General features: G+C 72.9%; 8 protein-coding genes. 6 read left to right on the forward strand and 2 right to left on the reverse strand.

Annotation, left to right across the window (positions count from 1 at the left end):
* Window positions 1-103: 103 nt before the first annotated feature.
* From ABZ857_RS08730 to ABZ857_RS08755, 6 genes are all read left to right on the forward strand, one after another.
* Entirely contained in the window at window positions 104-1087 is a 984-nt protein-coding gene (locus tag ABZ857_RS08730; RefSeq protein WP_357039762.1) for a BtrH N-terminal domain-containing protein, read from the forward strand.
* A 57-nt stretch (window positions 1088-1144) separates the two neighbouring features.
* On the forward strand, window positions 1145-1336 hold the full coding sequence (locus ABZ857_RS08735) for a hypothetical protein (RefSeq protein WP_357039765.1): 192 nt from the start codon (window positions 1145-1147) through the stop codon (window positions 1334-1336).
* A gap of 41 nt (window positions 1337-1377) precedes the next feature.
* Window positions 1378-1914 (forward strand): hypothetical protein, encoded by a 537-nt coding sequence (locus ABZ857_RS08740; RefSeq protein ID WP_357039768.1) that lies wholly within the window; start codon window positions 1378-1380, stop codon window positions 1912-1914.
* A 571-nt stretch (window positions 1915-2485) separates the two neighbouring features.
* Window positions 2486-4045: an alpha-L-arabinofuranosidase B gene (locus tag ABZ857_RS08745; protein WP_357039771.1), complete on the forward strand. Its 1560-nt coding sequence runs from the start codon at window positions 2486-2488 to the stop codon at window positions 4043-4045.
* A 227-nt stretch (window positions 4046-4272) separates the two neighbouring features.
* On the forward strand, window positions 4273-9237 hold the full coding sequence (locus ABZ857_RS08750; protein ID WP_357039774.1) for an amino acid adenylation domain-containing protein: 4965 nt from the start codon (window positions 4273-4275) through the stop codon (window positions 9235-9237).
* Entirely contained in the window at window positions 9234-14564 is a 5331-nt protein-coding gene (locus ABZ857_RS08755) for an amino acid adenylation domain-containing protein (RefSeq protein WP_357039777.1), read from the forward strand. The genes ABZ857_RS08750 and ABZ857_RS08755 overlap by 4 nt, the downstream gene beginning before the upstream one ends.
* Window positions 14565-14589: 25 nt before the next feature.
* On the opposite strand, the gene ABZ857_RS08760 is transcribed toward ABZ857_RS08755, so the two are convergent.
* Together ABZ857_RS08760 and ABZ857_RS08765 are read right to left on the reverse strand one after the other, a co-directional pair.
* Window positions 14590-15702: a hypothetical protein gene (locus tag ABZ857_RS08760; protein WP_357039780.1), complete on the reverse strand. Its 1113-nt coding sequence runs from the start codon at window positions 15700-15702 to the stop codon at window positions 14590-14592.
* Window positions 15699-16037 carry a PadR family transcriptional regulator gene (locus tag ABZ857_RS08765; RefSeq protein ID WP_357039783.1) on the reverse strand — a complete coding sequence of 113 codons (339 nt, stop codon included), beginning with the start codon at window positions 16035-16037 and terminating at the stop codon, window positions 15699-15701. Before ABZ857_RS08765 ends, ABZ857_RS08760 begins: the two co-directional genes overlap by 4 nt.
* Between the last annotated feature and the right edge of the window lie 35 nt (window positions 16038-16072).

Raw genomic sequence — 16072 nt, forward strand, 5'->3', positions numbered from 1 at the left:
ACGGCCACCGCCCCGGCGCTGGACTCTCCCACCGTGGGAGGCTTCATGCTGCTTCCAGCGGTTGATCTGACCGTTCGCCGCGCCAGCATGAGGAGAGCGACCCATGGCCATCGTGAAGGGCATCGAGACCCGTGGCATGCAGCACTGCGAGACCACGGCGCTGGGGGTGCTGTTGCGGCATGAGGGACTCGACCTGTCCGAGCCCATGCTGTTCGGGCTGGGCTCGGGCCTGTCCTTCATCTATTGGGACAGCAAGGGCATGGCGTTCCCCTTTCTCGGAGGCCGCGTCAAGCCCTTCGACCTCACCAGGAACCTGGCCGCCCGGCTGGGGCTGACGTTGACGGACGAGGAGACCACCTCACCGCGCAAGGCGTGGGAGAACGTGGCCGCCCCCATCGACGCCGGTCGGCCGGTGGGCCTCCAGCTCGACTGCTACCACCTGGACTATTTCCGCACGAAGGTGCACTTCGGCGGTCATGTCGTCGCCATGTACGGCTACGACGAGCACGACGTCTACCTCGTGGACACCGACCAGCAGGGAGGAGCGGTGCGCACCAGCCGGGCCGGCCTCGCCGCGGCACGAGCGGAACGCGGCCCGATGACCGCCAGGAACCGCTCCTTCACCATCACCCTGCCGGCTCACCCGCTCTCCTGGCAGGACCAGATCATCCCCGCCATCAAGGACTGCGCCGACGCCTTCCTCTCCCCTCCCATCGCGAACCTGGGCCACCGCGGCATCGAGAAAGCCGGAAAACAGGTGCCCAGGTGGCTGATGCGGGCCGGCGAGCCGCAGCAGGACCTGCCGCAGGCCGCCCTCCTCATGGAGAAGGGCGGCACCGGCGGCGCCCTGTTCCGCGCCCTCTATCGCGACTTCCTCGACGAGTGCACCCGGCTGATCGACGACGGCAACCTCCGTACCGGTCACCGGTTGTACGCGGAGGCCGCCGTCCTGTGGACGCACGTGTCCACCCTGATCGCGAAGGCGGGAGAGAGTGGCGACGCGGGGTACCTCGGGCACGCCGGCGTCATCCTCCACGATCTTTCACGCATCGAGAAGGACGCCATGCAGGCACTGCGTCGGTTGTAGCGCACAGGGAAAGCCCGTTGTCTCCTTTTCCGCCGCCGCGTCCGGTACGCCTGGCTGTTGCCCCAGCGTGCGGATGAGGTCCTGGCGGGCTCCGGCCACCTCGCCGAGGTCGTCGCGAACCCGAACGTGTGGGTGGGCAACCGGGAAGAGCTGAGCGACCAGTCTCCCCGCGCCGGCCTGCCGGTCATGAGCATGAGCGAACACGCAGCCTTGATCGACACGGCTGAGCTCCTGCTTCAGAGGAGCTGATCCGTGGCCGACCGATCGGAAATCGCTGGTGGAATGTCCGTGTGGACAGAGTGCTGATCGCGGGGATCTCCGGGGCGGGGAAGACGACGATGGCCAGGGCCCTGGAGCAGCGGCTCGGGCTCCCCCGTCACGAGCTCGACGCGTTGCACCACGGGCCGGGCTGGACGAAGCGGCCGGAGTTCGAGTCCGACGTCGACCACTTCTCGTCCGAGCCTCGGTGGGTGACGGAGGATCAGTACCACGGGTTCCTGCACGACCTGCTGTGGGAACGGGCCGACACCGTCATCTGGCTCGACCTCCCCCGCCGCACCGTAATGCACCGGGTCGTACGCCGCTCGCTCGCCTGCGCCGTGGTCGGGAAGGAGCTGTGGAACGGCAACCGGGAGAGGGTGCGGGACTGGGTCGACCCCGGGCACCCCATCCGCTGGGCATGGTCCCAGCACGCACGGAGGCGGACGACGACGCTGGAGCGCGTCGGCCGGCATCCGCATCTCACCGTCGTACGGCTGCGCACCGCGGGCGAGGCCCGCCGGTGGCTCGCCGGCGTCGGCACCCGCGAGGAGGCGGGGCGACCGTGAGCACCCCGAATGACGACAGGTGCCAGGTCCTCTTTTCGAAACGCCACACCCGGCACGGAATGTTATCTATAACATTTTCGACCTGCGATTCGGGTCGGAGAGGACGTGACGAGGCGCCTGCGGGCGGCGGGTACGGCAGGCATCTGCCGTCACTGTGAGCGATTCCGGCGCGCCCGTCAAGACCGGAAACAGGTCGAGCGGCGGCGCAGTGCGCCGGTCGTGAAACTTTCACGATTTCCCGTCCTCCGCTCGCGGGACCGGCCGGACGCGTACGTCACGGCGGGCGAGCGAGTATCGCCTCCAATGGCATGACCAGCGGTAACGCAACGCTGATCACCTCGCAGGGTCGCAGTCGCTCGTCCGCGAGGTCAACCCGGGACGAGACCCGGACGGCGCACGCGAGCGCCCCCTCAGCGAATTCGGGCCTTGACGGAGATGGGTCAGACGCCAAAACTGAGCGCACCGATCCCCGTGCACGACTGTGAGACGGCGGCGGCTCACAGTCGTGATTGTTAGCGCTAACAAAACATCGGTCAGAGACACCCCCCACCAGGAAGGCACGAAAGCCATCATGATTTCCCGATTACGGCATCTGAAGAGGGCGGCGCTGTCCGCGGGCGCGGCGATCACGCTCGCCACCGGAGTGCTGGCCGGCATCTCCGCACCGTCGGAGGCCGCCACGCAGGGGCCGTGTGACATCTACGCCGCGGGCGGCACGCCGTGTGTGGCGGCGCACAGCACCACCCGCGCTCTCTATGGCAACTACAACGGGGCGCTCTACCAGGTGCGCCGCTCCTCTGACAACACCACCCGCGACATCGGCGTGCTGAGCGCGGGCGGAGTCGCCAACGCCGCCGCACAGGACTCCTTCTGCTCCGGCACCACCTGCCTGATCACGATCATCTACGACCAGTCCGGCCGGAACAATCGCCTCACCCAGGCGCCTCCCGGCGGGTTCTCCGGTCCCGCCGCGGGCGGCTACGACAACCTCGCGGTCGCGACCGCGGCGCCGATCACGGTCGGCGGCCACAAGGCGTACGGCGTCTACGTGGCCCCCGGCACCGGCTACCGCAACAACGCCACCAACGGCGTCGCCAAGGGCGACCAGCCGGAGGGCATGTACGCCATCTTCGACGGCACCCACTACAACGGCGGCTGCTGCTTCGACTACGGCAACGCCGAGACCAACAGCCGCGACAACGGCAACGGCACCATGGAGGCCATCTACTTCGGCAACAACAAGGTCTGGGGCTACGGCGCCGGCAACGGCCCCTGGATCATGGCCGACCTGGAGAACGGCCTGTTCTCCGGTGTCAACCAGCGATACAACGCGGGCGACCCGAGCATCAGCCACCGGTTCCTGACCGCCATCGTCAAGGGCGAGCCGAACCACTGGGCCATCCGCGGCGGCAACGCCCAGTCGGGCAGCCTGTCGACCTTCTACAACGGGGTCCGGCCCAACGTCGCGGGCTACAACCCGATGAAGAAGGAAGGCGCCATCATCCTCGGCATCGGCGGCGACAACAGCGTCGGCGCCAGGGGCACCTTCTACGAGGGCGTGATGACCTCCGGCTACCCGTCCGACGCCACGGAGAACGCCGTGCAGGCCAACATCGTCGCCGCCGGATACGCCACGTCGACAGGCGGCGTCCAGAACGGCACGCTCACCCCCGGCTCGGCGATCTCGCTGCGCGCGACGACGTCCGGCTACACCGACCGCTACATCCGGCACCAGAACGACAACGCCGTCACGTCGGTGATCACCTCGTCCAGCTCCACCCTGGACAAGAACGACGCCACCTGGATCGTGCGCAGCGGCCTGGCCAACAGCTCGTGCGTGTCGTTCGAGTCGAGGAACTACCCGGGCGACTACCTGCGCCACCAGAACTACCAGCTCTACCGGCAGCGCGACGACGGCAGCTCGCTGTTCGCCGCGGATGCCACCTTCTGCCCACAGGCGGGGAAGAACGGCCAGGGCACGTCGTTCGCCTCCTACAACTTCCCGGCCCGGTTCATCCGCCACTACAACAACACCGTCTACATCGCGAGCAACGGCGGCTCGAACGCCTTCGACAGCGCCACCTCGTGGAACGACGACGTCAGCTGGATCGTCAGCCAGCCCTGGGCATAAGCCCCACCATGAGCGGAGCCGCCCCCGGCCCTCGGGGGCGGCTTTCCGTTCCCGGCGACGCGATTACAGGAAGTGGTCAAATTTCCGGACCATCGCAGGTCCAATTCGGTTCGATATCACTGAGATAACAGAACGATCTTCGGTCTAACTCATCCGTGGCGCCGTTTGTGACGATGCCCGCGTGCGATCCATGCACCACCTTCCCTTCCGACACGAGGAGATCGCAGGTGGCTGGCAACCTTGCATCGATCGAACCGGCCCACAAGGCCTTCGAACGGCAGGCGCGACGGACCCCGCAACACACGGCGGTCGTCTCCGGGACCACCCGCACGACCTACGCCGAACTCGACGCCCAGGCCAACCGGATAGCCCACGAGCTCGTCTCCCGCGGAGTGCGGCGTGGCTCGGCCGTCGGCGTGTGCCTGCACCGCGACGAGAGGCTGATCGCGGCGCTGCTGGGCGTCTGGAAGACCGGCGCCGCCTACGTGCCGCTCGACCCGGCCTATCCGGCCGACCGGCTGGAATTCATGATCGCGGACGCCGGGGTGACGCACACGGTGACCTCCGCCGAGCCGGCCGGGCGGCTGCCGCGACGCGAACTCGTCCTGCTGGACGAGATCGGCGACCGCCCCGACTGGGATCCGGACCTGCCGAGCGACCCGGCCGACCTGGCCTACGTCATCTACACCTCCGGCTCGACCGGCCGTCCCAAGGGCGTCGCGATCGAGCACCGCAACGTGATGACCCTGCTCCGCTGGGACGCCGGCTACTTCACGGCCGAGGAGCTGGCCGGGTTCCTCGCCTCCACGTCCGTCTGCTTCGATCCGTCGGTCCCCCAGCTCTACCTTCCGCTGCTGCTGGGCGGCACGGTGATCATGGCGGACAACCCTCTCGCGCTGCACACCCTGCCCGCCAGGGACGAGGTCACGATGGTCAGCGCCGCGGCCTCGGCGCTGACCGCGCTGCTGCGTGAACCGTTGCCGCCGAACGTGCGCACGGTGCTGTCCAGCGGCGAGCCGGTGAGCCGGGCGCTGGCCGACCGCGTCTTCGCCAACCCCGGCGTACGGCGGATGGTGAACCTGTACGGCCCCACCGAGTGCACCGTGCACTGCTGCGCCCACGAGATCGCCAGGGACGAGACGGGCGAGCCGCCGATCGGCACGCCGTACGCCTGGTCGGAGCTGTCGGTGCGGGGCACGGGCGGCGGGACGCTCGGCGACGGCGAACTCGGCGAGCTGTGGGTGGCCGGGCCGCTGGTCGGCCGGGGCTACCTCAATCGGCCCGAGCTGACCGCCGAGCGGTTCGTGACCGACGCCGAGGGCGTGCGACACTACCGCACCGGCGACCTGGTCCGCAGGGAGGGCGGCGTCTACTTCTACGAGGGGCGGATCGACGACCAGGTGAAGGTCGCGGGCTTCCGCGTCGAGCCGGGTGAGGTGCGGGGGAGGCTGGAACGCCACCCGCTGGTGAACCAGGCCGTCGTGCTCGCCCCCGCCGACGAGGAGGGCACCCGCAGGCTCGTGGCGTACGTCGAACCGGCCGGCCCCGGCCTGGACGACGGGCGGTTGCGGTCCTGGCTGCGCGAGTGGCTGCCCGACTACATGATCCCCGCCAGGATCGTGTTCCTCGACGCCATCCCGATCGGCCCGACGGGCAAGGCGGACCGCTCCCGCCTGCCCGAGGTCGCCTTCTCCCCGTCGCGGGGCGGCACAGAGCCGCAGCGGGACGACACCGAGCGACAGCGGGACGACACCGAGCGACAGCGAGGAAGCACAGAGCCGCAGCGGGACGGCGTCGAGCGGCGGATCGCCGCCATCATCGCCGAGACGCTCGGCGTCGAACGGGTCGGCGTCCACGACCACTTCCTCGACCTGGGTGGGCACTCTCTGGCCGCCGCCAGGATCTGCGCCGGGATCGAGCAGGCGTTGGGCGTGCGCGTCGCGCTGACGACGTTCCTGGCCCGGCCAACCGTCGCCGAGCTGGCCGCGTACGTCGCCGAAGCCGTGTCGTCCGGCCCGTCGTCCGCCCCGTCGTCCGCCGTACCGGGCGCCGTGCCGGGCGCCGTGACGCCGCTGGTCCGCCACGCCGGCCGGATCCGCTATCCGCTGCCCGCCGCCCAGCGCGGCAAGCTCCTGCTGCGCGAGGTCAGCCAGAACCCGCACGCCACCGCCATCGCCTTCCGGCTCGGGCTGCGCGGCCTCACCTCGGCGGAGCCGCTGCGCGCCGCCCTTGACGCGATCGTGCGGCGCCACGAGGCCCTCCGCTCCGTCGTCGTGGACGGCGTCGCCACCGAGGTCAGGCCCCCGTCGCCGGTGCCGCTGGACGAGCACCGCCCGGCCTCCCCGGCGGAGGCCGACGCGCTGCGGCGGGCCGCGGTCGCCGGCGACTTCGACCTCTCCCGGGACTCGCCGCTGCTGCGGGCCACCCTGCTGTGGTCCGGGCCGGACGGCGCGGAGCTGGTGCTGCTCACCGACCACACCGCGTTCGACGGCGCGTCGCTGGGGATCGTGATGCGGGAGCTCCTCGACGGGCTCGCCCACGGCGGCGACGTCCTCCTGCCGGAGCCGCCGCTGCAGATCGGCGACGTCGCGCTGCGCGAGCACGAGACCGTACGGGACGCCGAGGCGTTGCGGGCCTTCTGGTCCGAGGAGCTCGCCGGGGCGGTGCCGCCGTACGAGCTGCTGCCCCGCCGGGACGACCGCCCGAGCCGCCTGCGCGGTGAGCGCCTCGTACGGCGGCTGGACCCGGACACGGTCGCGCGGATCGGCGAGCTCGCGGCGGGCTGCGGCGCGACGCCGTTCGCCGTCCACCTGACCGTGCTCGGCATGCTGGTGGCCGGGCTGACCGACCGGCGGGACGTCGTCGTCGGGGCCGCCGTGGCCGACCGCGCCGCCCCGGGCCTGGAGGCCGTGGTGGGCGTGCTGGTCGACGTGCTCCCGGTGCGGCTGCGCCTGGACGACGGGCTGTCGCTGCGCGCGGCCGTACGGCACGCGGGGGCCGCGACCGCCCGCGCGATGGACCACCGAGGGCTGACCGAACAGGAGCTGACCGAGGCGACGGGCGTCGAGCGCCCGCCCGGCTGGGTGCCGACCCCCGTCACGCTCTCGATGCAGCCGCCCGAGGTGCCCCTCTCCCTGGACGACGGGGGCGTGGGCGTGGACCTGATCGGCGAGCTGGACGCCGGCAGCGTGCAGGTGCCGCTGATGGTCTACGTCAACGCCACAGCGGCCGGGCCCGAGCTTCAGGTCGAGTACGACCTGGAGCACCTGGATCGGGCCGCGGCCGAGACCCTGACCGGCCGTCTGGTCCGCCTGCTCGACGACGTACTGGCGCACCCGGACCGGCCGCTGTCGGCGTTCGAGGTGATCGACGAGGAGGAACGGGCGGCGCTGCTGGCCGCGGGCACCGGTGCGCCGCTGCCCGCGGACGCGCCCCGGACGGTCGTGCGGGCGGTGCTGGAGCAGGCCGTGCGGCGTCCGCACGCCCCGGCGGTCGTCGACGGCGACGGCGTGCTCACCTACGGCGAGCTGGTGAGCCGGGCGTGGCGGGTGGCCGCGGCCCTGGGACCGGAGGCGTCGGGCTCCCGCGTGGGGGTGTGCCTGCCCCGCGACCGGCACCTGCCCGCCGCGCTGCTGGGCGTGCTGCTCGCCGGCGCGGCCTACGTCCCGCTCGACCCGGGCCACCCGCTGCGGCGGCTCCGCCACCAGGTGGACGACTCCGGCGCCAAGGTGATCGTCACGGCGGGCGAGGGGCTCGCGGTGGCCCGCAAGCTGGGCGGCGTCGTCGTCGACCTGGCCGAGCTGCCGTCGCCGAAGGCCGCGCCGGACGGCGTGGAGGTGGCCCCCGGCGACCTCGCCTACGTCCTCTACACCTCCGGCTCCACCGGCAGGCCCAAGGGCGTGGAGATCACCCACGCCAACCTCGCGGCGTTCGTCGCCTCGATGACGATCACTCCGGGGGTGGGGCCGGACGACGTGATGCTCGGCCTGACGCCGTTCTCGTTCGACGTGTTCGGCTTCGACGTGTGGGTGAGCCTGTGCCGGGGGCTGCGGCTGGAGCTGCTCGGCCGCGACGAGGCGCTCGACGGGCGGGCCGTCGCACGGCGGATCGAGGAGGCCGGGGTCACGCTGATGACCGCGACGCCGACGACGCTGCGCATGCTGGTCGCCTCAGGCTGGCGCGGCGATCCCTCGGAACGCGGCGGGAACCCGCGGGTGATCAGCATCGGCGAGGTGCTCGACCCGGTCCTCGCGGGCGAGCTGCTGGACCGCGGGGTCGAGCTGTGGAACGCCTACGGCCCCACCGAGACCACGATCTACTCCACCATGATCCGGGTGACGGCGCCGGTCGGCGACCGGGTGCCGATCGGCCGGCCGCTGGCCGGGGAACGGGCGTACGTGCTCGACCGGGCGGGCCGCATGCTGCCCGCGGGGGTGACCGGCGAGCTGTGGATCGGCGGCGCCGGGGTGGCCAGGGGCTATCGCGGCCGGCCTGACCTGACCGCCGCCGCCTTCACCGACGACCCGCTCGGCACACCCGCCGGGGATGCGGCGGGCGGGCGCCGTTACCGCACCGGCGATCTGGCCCGCTGGCGGCCCGACGGCACACTCGACTTCCTCGGGCGGCGCGACGGGCAGGTGAAGGTCCGCGGCCACCGGATCGAGCTGGGCGAGATCGAGGCCGTGCTCCGAGAGACCGGGCTCGGGGAGAGTGTCGCCGACGCGGCCGTGACCGTGCACGGGGGCGACCACCTGGTCGGCTACCTCTCCGCGCCGCCGGGGACCGACGTCCGCGAGCTGGAGCGGCGGCTGAGCGCCCGGCTCCCCGACTACATGGTCCCCCGCCGCTGGGTGCTCCTGGACGCCCTGCCCGTCACGGCCTCCGGCAAGGTGGACCGCACGGCCCTGCCGGAACCCGGCGACGAGACGCCGCGGGTGCCGCCGGGCACCGAGGCCGAGCTGCTGGTGTCCGAGGTGTGGGGCGCCGTCCTGGACCGCGCGGAACTCGGCGTGGACGACGACTTCTTCGCTCTCGGCGGCCACTCCGCCACCGCCGCCCTCGTGGCGGCCCGGCTGAGCGACGCCCTCGGCCTGACCGTGCCGGTGCGCCTGCTGTTCGAACGGCGGACGCTGGCCGGCTACGCCGCCGGCATCGAGGCCCTGCTGCTGGCGGACCTGGAGGTGACGCCGTGACCATCAGCGACGAGCGCAGAAGCGCCCTCGCCGACCGGCTCGCGGCGGCCCGCCGCGCCGCCGCCCGGGCCGTCCCGGCGATCCCCGTCAGGAGCGGGGACGGCGGCCCCGCTCCCCTGTCGCCCGCGCAGGCCCGCCTGTGGTTCCTCGCGCAACTCGACGACGTGGCCGCCTACAACGTGCCGACCGTCGTACGGCTGCGCGGCCCGCTGGACGTCCCGGCGCTGCTCGGCGCCGTACGCGACCTCGCCGACCGGCACGAGGTGCTGCGCAGCCTGTTCACCGACGACGGCGCGGTCCCCGTCGAGGCCGAGCGGGTCCCGATCACGGTCGAGGACCTCGACGACGACGCCCTGCTCGACGCGCGGCTGCAGGAGGAGCTCGCCCGGCCGTTCGCGCTGGACGCGCAGCCGCCCGCCCGTGTGCTGCTGCTCAGGCTCGCCGCCACCGGGGAGCATGTGCTGTCGCTGACCGTGCACCACATCGCGTTCGACGCCTGGTCGCGGAACCTGGCGCTGAACGAGCTCGCCGCCCTGTACGCGGCGCGGCTCGGGCGCGCAGATCCGCCCGCGCCGCCGCAGGTGCAGTACGCCGACTACGCGGCCTGGCTCGCCGGGCAGCCGGAGGGCGACCTGTCCTGGTGGACCGGACGGCTGGCCGGGCTCGAACCGGTCCTGGACCTGCCGGTGGACCGGCCGCGGCCCTCGGTCGCCGATTGGACGGGCGCCACGGTCCCGGTGCGGCTCGCGCCCGCGCTGACCGCCCGGGTGCGGCAGGCCGCCGCCGAGACCGGCTGCACGCCGTTCATGGTGCTGCTCGCCGCCTGGCAGGAGCTGCTCGGCCGGGTCTGCGACACCGACGACGTGCCGGTCGGCGTGCCCGAGGCGGGACGGCTCCATCCCGGCACCGCGCGCATGCTCGGCTGCTTCGTCAACACGCTCGTCCTGCGGGGGGACAGGTCCGGCGAACCGACCGGCCGCGAGCTGCTCGCCCGGACCAGGGCCGCCGTGCTCGACGCGCTCACCCACCGCGACGTGCCGTTCGACCGGATCGTGGAGCACCTGCACCCCGAGCGCAACCTCGCCACCACGCCGATCTTCCAGGTGCTGCTCAACGTGCTGGAGGACGGCCCGCAGGCGCCGGACTTCCCCGGCCTGACCGCCGAGCAGGTGCAGTTTCCCCTGCGCACCACCAAGTACGACCTCAACCTCGCCCTCGACAACATGGGCGAGACGTACGAGGGCGAGCTCGCCTACCGGGTCGACCTGTTCGACGAGGCGACCGCCCGGCGCGTCGCCGGCTGGTTCCTCACCCTGCTGGACGGCATGCTCGCCGACCTCGACGCGCCCGCGGCGGCCGTACCGCTGGAGCCGGTGACCGGGCCCGCGGTCTCGGGCACGCGGATGCCGATGGACCTGACCCGGCCGCTGCACGCGTTCGTCGGCGACCACGCACGCCGCACGCCGGGGAAGACGGCGGTCGCCGACGCCTCGGGCTCGCTCACGTACGGCGAGGTGGACCGGCTCGCCAACCGCCTGGCCAACCACCTGGTGGCGGCAGGGGTGCGGCCGGACGAGCCGGTCGGCGTCCTGGTCGGGCGGCACCGGGGGCTGGTTCCCGCGCTCCTCGGCGTGCTGCGCGCGGGCGGGGCGTACATGCCGATGGACCCCTCCTATCCCGACGACCGTCTCGGCTACATGCTGGAGACGGCGGGCGCGCGGGTCGTACTGGCCGATCCCGAGCACGCGAACCGGCTCCCCGGCACGCTGGTCCTGCCCGACCTCCTGGCCGCGGGGCCCGAGGATCCTCCGGACGTCGACGTCGCCCCGGACCGTCTCGTCCACGTGATCTTCACGTCCGGCTCCACCGGGCGGCCCAAGGGCGCCGGGATCGAGCACCGGTCGGCCCTGCACTATCTGCACGGCCTGGCCGAGCTGGTGCCCGACGTCCACGAGTCGTACGGCGTGGTCTCCACCATCGCCTCCGACCTGGGACTGACCTGCCTGTACGGCGCGCTTTTCCGGGGCGCCGCGGTCCATCTCGTGGACCAGGAGACCGCCACCGACCCGGAGGCGTACACCGCCTACCTCGCCGCGCGTCCCATCGATGTGATCAAGATGGTGCCCAGCCATCTGGAGCTGCTGGCCGCCCACGGCGACCTGGCCCGGATGCTGCCGCGCCGGCTGCTGATCCTCGCCGGGGAGGCCACGTCGTGGGAACTGGCCGAGCGCATCCGCGCGGCCCGCCCCGACCTGGAGGTGCAGATCCACTGCGGGCCGACGGAGACGACGGTCTCGGTGCTCGGCGGCCGGGCGCCCGGCACGCCCACGGGGCCGGGGTCGGTGCCGCTCGGCCGCCCGCTGCCCGGGGTGGACTGCTACATCGTGGACCGGGCCGGCCGCCCGCTGCCCGCCGGGGTGCCGGGCGACCTGTGGGTGGCGAGCCCCAGCGTGGCCCGCGGCTACCTGAACCGCCCCGAACTGACCGCGCAGAGATTCGTCCCCGATCCGGTGACCGGAACCCGGCGCTGCTACCGCACCGGCGACCGGGTCCGGCTCAACTCCGCGGGGCTCGTGGAGTTTCTCGGCCGGATGGACGACCAGGTCAAGATCAGGGGCTTCCGGGTGGAGCTGGGCGAGGTGAAGGCCGCCCTGCAGGAGCAGCCCGGGGTCCGGGAGGCCGCGGTGCTGCCGGTCGGCGAGGGGCACTCCCGGCGGCTGGCCGCCTGGGTCGCGCCCGCCACCGTGGACGTCGCCGCGGTCCGGGCCGGGCTGCGTGAGCGGTTGCCCGACTACATGGTCCCGCCCGCGATCGTCGTCCTCGACGAGCTGCCGCTCACCCCGCTCGGCAAGATCGACCGGGCCCGTCTGCCGGCCCCCGAGGCGGCGCCCGCGGCGGAACGGGTGGCGCCGAGCACGCCGGCCGAGGCACGGATCGCCGCCGTGTGGGCGGACGTCCTGGGCGTGACGGACTTCGGCGTCGACGACGACTTCTTCGCGCTGGGCGGCGACTCCTTCCGGGCGGTGCGGGCGGTCCGGGAGATCGACCCGGCGCTCCGGGTGATCGACCTGTTCACCCGGCCCACGGTGCGTGAGCTCGCCGCCCACCTCGACGGCGGCGCGCAGGCCCCCGCCGGGCTGCTGCATCGCCTGGCCGGTCCGCGTACGGCGACCCGCACCCTCGTCTGCCTGCCGTACGGAGGAGGTTCTGCCGCCGCCTTCCGGCCGCTCGCCGAGGAGCTGGCCCGCCTGTCTCCCGGCACGGCGGTGGTCGCCGTCGAGCTTCCCGGGCACGACTCCGCGCGGCCCGGCGAGGCCATGTTGCCGATCCCGGAGCTGGCCGACCGTCTCACGGCCGAGCTGGCCGGGATCTCCGGCCCGATCGCCTTGTACGGCCACTGCGTCGGGTCGGCCGCCACGACCGAGCTGGCGTTGCGGCTCGAGGCCGCCGGGACGCCGGTCGCCGGTGTCGTCGTCGGCGGCAGCTTCCCCGACGCGCGGCTGCCCGGACGCCTGTCGGCCTGGTGGAACCGGAGGTTTCCCTCCCACCGCTGGTCCTCCGACCGCGCCCAGCGCGACTTCCTGCGCACCCTGGGCGCGGTGGACGACGACTTCGGCGACACCGGCATCATGCTGCGCGCCCTGCGGCACGACGTGGAGGAGGCGCAGGCGTGGTTCAGCCGCCATCTCAACTCCCCCGCGTACGAGGAGCGCAGGCTCAGGGCGCCGCTGCTGTGCGTGATCGGCGAGCGGGACCGGTCGACCGAGCTCTACCGGGAGCGCTACCGCGAGTGGGGGGCGTTCGCCGAGCGGGTCGAGCTCGCCACGATCCCCCGGGCCGGTCACTACTTCCTGAAACATCAGGCCGAGACGCTGGCGCGGCTGATCGGCGAGCGTCTGGACCGCTGGGCCGGCGGCGACCTGCCCGATCCGGTGGGGCGGGTCGAGGTCGCCGGGCGGAGCGCGCGGCAGGAGCTGCGGCGCTTCTACACCGTCGCGGCCGGGCAGACCGTGTCGCTGCTCGGCGCCGCGCTGACCTCCTTCGCGCTGGGCGTGTGGGCCTACCAGGAGAACGGCCGCGTGCTGGACTACGCCCTCGTCAGCATGCTCGCCCTGCTGCCGTCGCTGCTGGCGGCGCCGCTGGGCGGGGCGATCGCCGACCGGGTGGACCGGCGGCTGGTCATGCTGACCTGCGACGGCGTCTCCGCCGTGGCCACCGCGGCGCTGGTGATCCTGCTCTGGCTGGGACGGCTGGAAGTGTGGCAGGTCGGGATCATCGCCGGGCTGCTGTCGCTGGTGACGGCGTTCCACCGGCCCGCCTACCTGGCGGCCGTCGCGCAACTGGTGCCCAAGCCCTATCTCATGCAGGCGAACGCGCTGGCCAACCTGGGCACCGGCCTCGGCATGCTCATCGGCCCGCTGGGCGGCGCCGCGCTCGTCACGGTCGTCGGGCTGCACGGCGTGGTGGCGGTGGACGTCGTCACGTTCCTCGCCGGGCTCGGCACGCTGCTGCTGGTCCGCTTCCCGGACAGGCTGTTCCGCCGTCTCGAGGAGTCCTTCGGGCAGGCCATCGCCGGCGGCTGGCGTTTCCTCGTGCGGCGGCGCCCGCTGATGATCATGATCGGGTTCTTCGTCGTGGAGAACTACCTCGGCATGCTCGCCCTGGCCGTGACCGTGCCCGCGGTGCTGTCGTTCAGCGACGTCGCGGGCGTGGGCACGGTCACCGCCATGCAGGGCCTGGGCGCGGTGCTCGGCTCCCTCACCATGGTGTTCTGGGGTGGCACCGAGCGGCGCGCGATCGGCATGGTCGGCTTCGTGATCGGGTTCGGGGCCGGGGTGCTGCTCGTCGGCCTGCGGCCCTGGCTCCCGCTGGCCGCCTTCGGCGGGCTGATGTCGTGGGCGTTCCTCAGCGTGCTGAACGCGCATTGGCTCGCCATCATCCAGCTCAAGGTCGGGCTGGAGCTCCAGGGCCGGGTGCTTGCGACCAACCAGATGCTCGCCGTGTCCATGACGCCGCTGGCGTTCCTCACCGCGCCGGTGCTGGCCGACGACGTCTTCGGCCCGCTGCTCGTCCCGGGCGGTGCCCTCGCGGACACGGTCGTCGGCGACGTGGTCGGAGTGGGGCCGGGGCGCGGCGTCGCGCTGTTGCTGGCCGTCTGCGGTGCGCTGCTGATGCTCTGGGGCGCGCTGGGACTGTGGTTCCGGCCGCTGCGGCGCATGGAGGACGCCCTGCCCGACGCGGTCGCGGGCGCCGAGATCGCCGACGACCTCGACGCGGTCCAGGTCGAGGCGGACGCCAAGCTGCTGGAGGACGCCGTTCGGACGTAGAACGCGATATGCCTGGCCGGGAGCGCTATCCGGGCTGCCCGCGCACCACGGTGAGGTCACGGTCCGTCGCCCGCAGCGCCCGTACGCCGATGACGACGAGCGTGATCCCGCCCGCCACGAGCACGGCCAGTTGCAGGGTCGCGTTGAGGCCGATCACGCCGGTCTCGCCGGTCTCGCCCCAGGGCATCGTGCCCACCCGGGCGAGCACGGCGGGCCCGGTCAGGATCGCCGCCCCCAATGCCACGGGCGCGGCAGGCTTTCCCGACGCCCCGTGCCGGGCCAGGCACCACACCGTGACCGCCAGCAGCGACACGCACATGAGGCCGGGCGTGTCGATCCACATCCAGGCGGACATGAGGGGCTGCGCCGGGACGGTCCCCGCTCGCACCATCGCCGCGAGGACACCGACGACCACACTGAGCAGGACGCCGGCGGCGATCGGGAGCGCGAGCAGGAGCAGGGCCCGCCGCGCGGGCAGGCGGGGCTGCGGCGCGTCGCGGTGGAATCCGATCGCCAGCGCCAGCACCGTGACCACGGCCGGCAGGACCGAGCAGGCCCAGCTCACCACGCCTTCCGGCCGGACGAACAGCGGCGGGAACAGCACGAGCGGCACGACCAGGGCAGCGATGGCCGCCGCCTTGGCCGTGCGGGCGCGGCCTCGGACGAGCGCGCCGAGGCCGGCCGCCCACAGCAGGGGCGTCAGGTCGGCCAGCACAAGCCGCACGCGCTCGGGCGACCCCGGATCGCCGATACCCATGACACCGTCAGGGAGAGCATCCGCGGGGATGCCGTATGTGAGCACCGCCTGCCCGGCGTACAGGCCGCTGATCACCGTCCAGAAGACGAGGCCGAACAGGGCGGCCCCGCGGACCGCCTCACCCCACAGGTAGGACCTTGGCGGTGACCCCGGACCGCCCAGCCGCAGCCGCAGCGCGAGCGCGGCCACGCTGGCGATCTCCAGGAAGCGCGGGCGCTGGTCATCGTGTCCGGCCCGCCCGGACTGGGCGCCTTCCAGGAAGGCCGAGACCATCTCCTCCTCGCGCTCGGCGCGGTAGGACGCGGGCAGCAGCCGCAGCCACCGCCGGTAGCGTTCCTCCAGCACGCTGTGTCCACTGGTTCGCTCGCTTCGCTCACTCATGCCGGCCCTCCCGCCTGCCTGAGCCGCAGCCGCTCGACGGCGCGGCGCGCGTTGCCGGCCAGCCGTACGGCCTCCTCCTCCAGCGCCCGCGCACCCTCGTCGGTCAGCCGGTAGTAGCGGCGCAGCCGCCCCTGCCGCACTTCCTCGCGGTCCGCCTCCACGAACCCGTCGGCCGCGAGCCGGTCCAGCACGCCGTACAGGGTGCCGATCTTGAGTTGGACACGCCCTCCGGAGAGCCGCTCGACCTCCTGCGCGATGCCGTAGCCGTGCCGCGGCTCGTCGACGAGTGCGGTGAGAACGAGGAACGCCGGTTCCGTCATCGCCCGTGCTGTCACGCTTCCAGAATATATCGGCAGACATGATATTCAAG

The organism is Microbispora sp. NPDC046933 (genome assembly GCF_040644635.1).
GTDB lineage: Bacteria > Actinomycetota > Actinomycetes > Streptosporangiales > Streptosporangiaceae > Microbispora.

Excerpts from the sequence above, each read along its gene's own strand:
- ABZ857_RS08730 (WP_357039762.1), top strand. The coding sequence starts at position 104 with ATGGCCATCGTGAAGGGCATCGAGACCCGTGGCATGCAGCACTGCGAG.
- ABZ857_RS08745 (WP_357039771.1), top strand. The coding sequence starts at position 2,486 with ATGATTTCCCGATTACGGCATCTGAAGAGGGCGGCGCTGTCCGCGGGC.
- ABZ857_RS08760 (WP_357039780.1), bottom strand. The coding sequence starts at position 15,702 with ATGAGTGAGCGAAGCGAGCGAACCAGTGGACACAGCGTGCTGGAGGAA.